We start from the raw sequence: 7880 nt of genomic DNA, 5'->3' as shown, positions 1-7880 counted from the left end.
TATTTAGGGAGGGTTTATTTTGCGTACGATCAATGTTGAACAGATCACAGCAGAAGTAGCGCAGATGTGCAAAGAAGCTGCCTACTATTTACCTCAGGATGTGTATGAAGCTCTTAAGAAGGGGCGTGAGACCGAAGAGTCTCCAGTTGGCCAGGTTGTTCTTGACCAGATCATTCGCAACTCTGAGATTGCTAGAGCTGAGGATCGTCCTATTTGCCAGGATACTGGTATGACCATTATTTTCCTGGAAGTGGGTCAGGATCTTCATATCGAAGGTGGCGATCTGACAGAAGCTATTAACGCTGGTGTTGCCAAGGGCTACACTGAGGGGTATCTCCGCAAGTCCGTTGTTGCTGAGCCTTTATTTGACCGGAAAAATACTCAGAACAACACTCCAGCTATTATTTATACCAAGATTGTTCCAGGTGATCAGCTGAAGATTGAGCTGACCTGCAAGGGCTTTGGCTCTGAGAACAAGGGTGGCATCAAGATGCTGGTTCCGGCTGATGGCGTTGAAGGGGTTAAGAAGGCTGTTCTTGATATCATTCAGCATGCCAGCTGCAACCCATGCCCACCAATGGTTGTTGGTGTAGGTATCGGCGGTACTATGGATCAGGCTGCCTATCTTTCCAAGCGCGCTTTGATGCGTAAGATTACGGAGCGGAATGCTCATCCGGATTATGCTGCCTTGGAAAATGAATTGTTGGATATGATTAACAAGACAGGTATTGGACCACAGTTGGGTGGTACTACTTCCGCCTTGGCCGTAAATATTGAGTGGGGTCCTACTCATATTGCCGGTTTGCCAGTGGCTGTAACCATTTGCTGCCATGCTTGCCGTCATTCTCACCGTGTTCTGTAATATTAGGAGGTTTAGATAATGGCTGAAACAATTCGTATAACTACTCCTCTTACGGAAGAGGATTCCCGGAAGCTGCGTGCAGGTGACAGTGTTCTTATTACCGGTACTATCTACAGTGCCCGTGATGCTGCACACAAGGTTATGACCGAGGCTCTGGCCCGTGGCGAGAAGCTGCCAATCGACTGGCACAACCAGATTGTTTACTATCTTGGTCCTACTCCTGCTAAGCCAGGTGATCCAATTGGCTCCTGTGGCCCTACTACTGCTGGCCGTATGGATGCGTATACTCCTACTATGCTGGATCAGGGCATTAAGGGAATGATTGGTAAGGGTTCCCGTGCTCCAGAGGTTGTTGAGTCCATGAAGAAAAACGGCGTTACTTATTTTGCTGCTGTAGGTGGCGCAGCTGCCCTCATCGCAAAGTCCGTTAAAAAGTACACCGTTATCGCTTATCCTGAGCTTGGGCCAGAGGCTTTGGCTGCTCTTGAGGTAGTTGATTTCCCTGCTATTGTTGTTATTGACTCTGAGGGTAACGACTATTATGAGATTGGACAGGCACCATATCGTAAGTTATGATTTGCGCAACTGCGTTAAAATACTTTCCAGTGTGAAAGAAAAAATTTAGGAGGTTAAGAATGATTAATGTATCTTTTTATCTGCGTCGCTTACATTCCCTCTGCGGACTTGTAATGCTCGGCGGTGTGCTGATTGAGCATTTGCTTACAAATGCGTCAGCTATGGGCGGTGAAGCAGCTTTCAATCAGGGCTTGGCGATGATGGAACTTATTCCACCACCAATTTTCTTTGCAATTGAGATTTGCTTCTATGCGGTGCCTCTTTTGTTCCACGGCATCTATGGTATGTATATTGCCAACCAGGCCAAGAACAATCCTACCGAATATGGTTATTCCCGTAACTGGAAGTTCGCTCTCCAGAGATGGACTGCCTGGTATCTGGTAGTATTCCTTATTTGGCATGTGGGCTATCTCCGCATTTACACCAAGGGAATTATGGGTGAGCATATCAGCTATGCGCTGGTTCAGTCCACCTTGGCTAACCCTGTAGTATTTGGTCTTTATGCACTTGGTATGTTTGCTGCTATTTTCCATTTCTGCAATGGTATCACAACCTTCTGCATGACCTGGGGTATCACCAAGGGCCCTCGTTCTCAGTGTGTTGTGGACAAGATGGCTATGGGCTTGTGTGCCCTGATGTGCCTCTTCACTTTGGCATTTATGTCTTCTTACTTCATTCACTGAGTAAGATTGTCGTAGTAGTAAAGATTTGTTTATAAGGAGAGAACCTACGTGGCTAAAAATAAGATTATTGTAGTAGGTGGCGGCTTATCAGGCTTGATGGCTACCCTTAAGATTTGTGAAGCTGGCGGCGAAGTAGATTTATTCTCTTACTGCCCAGTAAAGCGTTCTCACTCCCTCTGTGCTCAGGGCGGTATCAATGCCTGCATGGACACCAAGGGTGAGCATGATTCCATTTATGAGCATTTTGATGACACCGTATATGGCGGTGACTTCCTGGCAGACCAGCTGGCCGTTAAGGGCATGGTTGAGGCTGCACCAAAGCTCATAAAGATGTTTGACCGTATGGGTGTACCTTTTACCCGTACTCCAGAGGGTGTTCTTGACCTCCGTAACTTCGGTGGACAGAAGAATAAGCGTACTTGCTTTGCTGGTTCCACCACTGGTCAGCAGCTCCTCTATGCTCTTGATGAGCAGGTTCGTCGCTGGGAAGTAAAAGGCGGCGTTACCAAGTATGAGTTCTGGGAGTTCGTAAAGATTTTCAAGGACAAGAACGGTGTTTGCCGTGGTATTATTGCTCAGAGCATGAATTCCATGGAAATCAAAGCCTTCAAGGCTGATGTTGTTATTTTGGCAACTGGTGGCCCTGGTCAGGTATTTGGCCGTTGTACTGCTTCCACTATTTGTAATGGTTCTGCAGTTTCTGCAGTTTATCAGCAGGGTGCAAAGATTGCTAACCCTGAGTTCATTCAGATTCATCCAACTGCAATCCCAGGCTCCGATAAGAACCGTCTGATGTCCGAGGCTTGCCGCGGTGAGGGTGGTCGTGTATGGGTTTACAGAGATGGTAAGCCTTGGTACTTCCTGGAGGATATGTACCCAGCTTATGGTAACCTGGTTCCTCGTGATGTTGCTTCCCGTGCTATTTTCAAGGTATGCGTTCACATGGATCTCGGTATTAACCATGACCGTCGTGTATACCTCGATCTGTCCCACATTCCTGCCGAATATTTGGAGCGTAAGCTGGGCGGTATCATCGAGATTTACACTGAGTTCGTTGGTAAGGACCCTCGTAAGGTTCCAATGGAGATTTTCCCTTCCGTTCATTACTCCATGGGCGGTATCTATGTAGATAGAAAGCATTTCACCAACATCCCTGGCCTCATGGCTTCCGGTGAGTGCGACCATCAGTATCACGGTGCAAACCGTCTTGGTGCTAACTCCCTGTTGTCCGCTGCTTATTCCGGAACCGTTTCCGGTCCAGAGGCTATGAAGTGGGCTAAGGAAAATGTTTCCAAGCTGTGCGAAATCACCGATGCTGAAATCGAAGCAGCCCGCAAGGAAGTTCAGGATGAGTATGACAAGATTCGCCAGATGAATGGTCCTGAGAATGCTCATAAGCTCCATCAGGAAATGGGCGAGATTATGTATGAGTATGTATCCATCGAGCGCGATAACAAGGGCTTGGATATCTGTCTGGAGAAGCTGAAGGATATCCTGAAGCGTTGGGATAACATCGGTGTAACCGACCATGGCAACTGGGCTAACCAGGAAGCTATGTTTGTTCGCCAGCTCCGCAACATGATTATCTATGCTATGGCTATCACAAAGTCTGCTCGTTGCCGTGATGAGTCCCGTGGTGCCCATGCAAAGATTATGCTGGATGATAACGGCAATCGTATCGAGAAGGATGGCGAATTGCAGTTCTATCCTCGTAATGATGAGAAGTTCATGTTTACATCAGTTGTAAGCTTTGATGCAGCTACTGAGGAACCAGTGGTAACTTATGAGGAGTTTGAGCACTCTCTCATTAAGGCCCGTCCTCGTAACTACGCTGTTGCAAAGAAAGAGTAATAGGGGGATAAAATAGAATGGCAGAACAGAAGAAAACAGTTAAGTTTATTATTGAGCGTCAGGACAGCCCTACCAGCAACCCTTACACTCAGGAGTTCGAAATTCCATATCGTCCTGCTCTGAATGTAGTAGCTTCTTTGATGGAAATTCAGAAGAACCCTGTAACCACTGATGGCAAAAAGGTTGCTCCTGTAGTTTGGGAGTGCAACTGCCTGGAGAAGGTTTGCGGTGCCTGCATGATGGTTATCAATGGCCGTGCCCGTCAGGCTTGCTGCACATTGATTGATGATTTGGAGCAGCCAATTCGTTTACAGCCAGCCAGAACATTCCCGGTTATCCGCGACCTTTTAATCGACCGTTCCGTAATGTTCGAGTCCCTCAAGCGCGTTCAGGCTTGGGTTGAGGTTGATGGCTCCTGGGAGGTTAAGGATGCTCCTATCCAGAATCCTTACACCGCGACCACTGCATATGAGATTTCTCACTGCATGACTTGTGGCTGCTGCTTGGAGGCTTGTCCTAATGTTGGACCTCAGTCCGACTTTATCGGTGCTTCTCCATCTGTACAGGCTTACCTGTTCAACCTCCATCCACTTGGAAAGTTCGACAAGGAAAAGCGTCTTGAAGCACTTATGGGTAAGGGTGGTATTACCAGCTGTGGTAACTCCCAGAACTGCGTAGAGGTTTGCCCTAAGAACATTAAGCTGACTACTTATCTTGCACAGCTGAACCGCGATGTAAATAAGCAGGCTCTTAAGAACATTTTCAATAAGTAAAATAAGTATTATCTGAAGTAATATAGGGGATGTGGAAATGGTAATCGTTTTCCGCATCCTCTATTTATATTGCAGGCAGGGATTTTAAAGGTATTTGTCGTAATACACCTTCGTAGAGTAAGTTTATGGAGGTGTATTTTTATGCCGTTTTTGGGAGCCTGTGTTGTTCCGCATCCACCGTTGATTTTGCCGCCTATCGGTCGGGGGGAGGAAAATAAAATTAGTTCTACAGTAAATGCGTACAAGGAAGTTGCCAAGTGGGTGGCTGAAAATCAGCCGGATTTGGTGGTAATAACCAGCCCCCATGCCAATATGTATGCTGATTATATGCAGATATCCTCCGGGAGGGGTGGCCGGGGCAGTTTTGCCAATTTTGGTCATCCGGAGCTGACCTTTGAGGCTGCTTATGATGAAGAATTTGTGGCTAATTTGGAAAAGGTTGCTCAGGAAATCGATTTGCCAGCCGGTACGCTGGGCAGACAAAATAATGAGCTGGATCACGGGACCATGATTCCGCTGTATTTCCTGCAGGAGGCTGGTTATCAGGGGAAAATCGTTCGGATAGGATTATCCGGCCTCTCCTTTTCTCATCACTATATTTTAGGGTTATCCATTCGGGAAGTGGCGGAAAAGTTAAATCGTCGGCTGATGATCGTGGCCAGTGGTGATTTGTCACATAAGCTAAAGGAAGATGGTCCATATGGTTTTGCTGACGAGGGACCGATATTTGACCAGCGGATGGCCGAATGTTTTAGGCAGGGAGATTTCCTGAAGCTATTAACTACGCCAGCCAAGCTGGCCAATAAGGCGGCCGAGTGTGGCCTGCGGTCGTTTTGGATTATGGCCGGGGCCTTTGACCGGCTAGGGATTGATGCTGAGCTTTTGTCCTGTGAAGGTCCATTCGGGGTCGGTTATGGTGTGGCAAGATTTTTACCAACGGGCCGGGATGAAAGCCGTAATGTATGTGAGAAGGCCATGGAACAGCATAAGCAGATGATGGAGCAGCTGCGTCAGCAGGAGGATGCATATTTGCAACTGGCCCGCCATAGTTTGGAAAACTATGTTCGGAATCACACAAAGATAGATATTCCGGCCAATTTGCCGCCGGAAATGCTTACGACCAGGGCTGGGGCCTTTGTGTCCATTAAAAAGGCAGGGGAGCTGCGGGGCTGTATTGGCACATTTTTGCCGGTGCGGGACAATTTGGCGGCAGAAATTATTGCCAATGCCGTGGCCGCTGGAACTGAGGATCCCCGTTTTCCATCAGTAACGGAAGCTGAACTGGATGAGCTGGTTTACGATGTAGATGTGCTCTCTACACCGGAACCTATCGATAATCCGTTAAAGCTGGATGTAAAACGATATGGTGTTATTGTGGGGAGTCGGGATGGGCGCCGTCGGGGACTTCTTCTGCCGGATTTGGACGGAATTGATAGTGTAGAACAGCAAATTTCCATAGCTCGGCAAAAGGGTGGGATTTCTCCTGATGAAGAAATTGATTTATGGCGCTTTGAGGTAACCCGCCATGAGTAAAAATATGCTAAGCTGTGAGCTGTGCCCACACCAGTGCCGGCTGGCGCCGGGACAAACTGGTTTTTGCGGCACCAAGCAGAATATCAATGGTAAAATAACCAGTCTGTCCTATGGTCAGGTTACTTCCCTAGCTGTTGATCCTATTGAGAAGAAGCCATTATATCATTTTTATCCTGGCAGTACCATTTTGTCATTGGGCAGTTTTGGCTGCAATATGAAGTGTCCATTCTGTCAAAATCACAGTATTTCCCAGCGGGGCATTGAGATGTCTCAGGGCTATATTGCACCGGCGGAATTGGTGGAGATAGCCCAAAAAGCCACCAGGGAAACCGCTAGCATCGGGGTGGCCTTTACCTACAATGAACCCTTGTTAAACTACGAGTATTTGCTTGATACAGCTCTGTTATTACAATCAGCCGGGCAGAAAGTAGTGCTGGTGAGCAATGGGCAAATAGCTGCCGGGCCATTGCAAAAGCTTCTGCCATATATAGATGCCATGAACATCGATTTAAAGGTGTTTTCCGATGAGGGCTATAAGTGGATGGGGGGAGATTTTGCAACGGCAAAACATACCATTGAAGCAGCAGTGGCGGCAGGGGTGCATGTGGAGGTTACTACTTTGGTCATTCCCAAGGTGAATGACGGGGCAGAAATGATGGAGGCGGAAGCACAATGGTTGGCGGGGATAAACCCGTTGATTCCCCTGCATCTATCCCGGTATTTCCCGAATTATAAATGGCAGGAGCCGGCTACGCCGATTATCACCTTACAGACCCTAAAAGATATAGCCAAGATGTATCTGGACTATGTTTATCTTGGCAATGTATAATCCCATAACTTTATTTGAAAAAAAAGCTGATATATAGTAAAATAAAAAAGCTTTAGAGTATTTTTGTGAGGGATAAAATTGTCTAATAAGATATTTGAAATAATTAAATCGGATTTGTCTGATTTGGAATTAGCTTTGCAGGATGCAGTTGAATCCCCGGTGGACACCATTACGGAGATTGGTAGTCATCTGATAAAGTCCGGGGGAAAACGGCTTCGTCCCGCAATGTTTTTTTTGGCAGCACACTGTGACAGGAATTTTAATCTGAACCGGGTGATGCCTTTGGCGGTAGCTTTGGAACTCATCCATATGGCTTCTCTGGTACATGATGATGTGCTGGACAGTGCCACTACCCGCCGAGGGGAGGAGACGGCCAATGCCAAATGGGGCAACCAGCTGGCTATTTTGGCAGGGGATTATCTGTTTGCCAAGGCGTTTTCTCTGGTGGCTGAGCAAAACTACAGCAAACGGGTGGAGTTGCAGTTGTCCAAGCTGCTTACGGATTTGAGTGCCGGAGAGCTGATTCAGAACAAAGAAATATACAAGGCTTCCTGTGATACAGAGGAGTATTTTGACCGTATTGCCATGAAGACTGCTAATTTCCTGGCTATCAGCTGCCAGCTGGGTGGCGATGTGGCCGGGCTTTCCGAGGAAGATATTCAGGCGCTTTATGATTATGGTTATTCTGTGGGAATGGCTTTCCAGCTTACGGATGATTTGCTGGATCTCACTGGGGATGAGGCGACTATTGGCAAGCCGGCCGGCAATGATAT

Annotated in this window: 8 protein-coding genes; all 8 read left to right on the top strand. The window is 47.3% G+C overall.

The window, feature by feature from the left end; all coding sequences use genetic code 11:
* Positions 1–19: 19 nt before the first annotated feature.
* Positions 20–862, top strand: a complete 843-nt coding sequence (locus QZV24_RS09470) for a fumarate hydratase (protein WP_290655058.1) — start codon at positions 20–22, stop codon at positions 860–862.
* Between the two features lie 18 nt (positions 863–880).
* Positions 881–1438 carry a Fe-S-containing hydro-lyase gene (locus tag QZV24_RS09465; RefSeq protein WP_290655059.1) on the top strand — a complete coding sequence of 186 codons (558 nt, stop codon included), beginning with the start codon at positions 881–883 and terminating at the stop codon, positions 1436–1438.
* Positions 1439–1497: 59 nt separating this feature from the next.
* The gene (locus QZV24_RS09460; protein ID WP_290655060.1) at positions 1498–2121 is read left to right on the top strand and encodes a succinate dehydrogenase; all 624 of its coding nucleotides are present in this window, start codon (positions 1498–1500) and stop codon (positions 2119–2121) included.
* 48 nt (positions 2122–2169) lie between these two features.
* The gene (gene sdhA / locus QZV24_RS09455; protein ID WP_294523241.1) at positions 2170–3972 is read left to right on the top strand and encodes a succinate dehydrogenase flavoprotein subunit; all 1803 of its coding nucleotides are present in this window, start codon (positions 2170–2172) and stop codon (positions 3970–3972) included.
* Between the two features lie 17 nt (positions 3973–3989).
* Complete coding sequence (sdhB, locus tag QZV24_RS09450; protein ID WP_290655062.1) at positions 3990–4745, top strand: succinate dehydrogenase iron-sulfur subunit; 756 nt, start codon at positions 3990–3992, stop codon at positions 4743–4745.
* A gap of 141 nt (positions 4746–4886) precedes the next feature.
* On the top strand, positions 4887–6278 hold the full coding sequence (amrA, locus tag QZV24_RS09445) for an AmmeMemoRadiSam system protein A (RefSeq protein WP_294523238.1): 1392 nt from the start codon (positions 4887–4889) through the stop codon (positions 6276–6278).
* A complete protein-coding gene (gene amrS / locus QZV24_RS09440) occupies positions 6271–7107 on the top strand; it encodes an AmmeMemoRadiSam system radical SAM enzyme (RefSeq protein WP_294523236.1) in 837 nt (278 codons plus the stop codon). The genes amrA and amrS overlap by 8 nt, the downstream gene beginning before the upstream one ends.
* Before the next feature lie 78 nt (positions 7108–7185).
* Positions 7186–7880: polyprenyl synthetase family protein (locus QZV24_RS09435; RefSeq protein WP_294523234.1), on the top strand; the 695-nt coding region annotated here is incomplete at its 3' end.

The sequence above is a fragment of the uncultured Anaerovibrio sp. genome (genome assembly GCA_902786545.1).
Lineage (GTDB): Bacteria > Bacillota > Negativicutes > Selenomonadales > Selenomonadaceae > Anaerovibrio.
Note: the sequence above shows the minus strand (reverse complement) of the source record. Positions and strands in the feature narration are given on the sequence as shown.

Coding starts and splice junctions, on each gene's coding strand:
- amrS (WP_294523236.1), top strand. CDS start 6,271: ATGAGTAAAAATATGCTAAGCTGTGAGCTGTGCCCACACCAGTGCCGG.
- QZV24_RS09465 (WP_290655059.1), top strand. CDS start 881: ATGGCTGAAACAATTCGTATAACTACTCCTCTTACGGAAGAGGATTCC.
- QZV24_RS09460 (WP_290655060.1), top strand. CDS start 1,498: ATGATTAATGTATCTTTTTATCTGCGTCGCTTACATTCCCTCTGCGGA.
- sdhB (WP_290655062.1), top strand. CDS start 3,990: ATGGCAGAACAGAAGAAAACAGTTAAGTTTATTATTGAGCGTCAGGAC.
- amrA (WP_294523238.1), top strand. CDS start 4,887: ATGCCGTTTTTGGGAGCCTGTGTTGTTCCGCATCCACCGTTGATTTTG.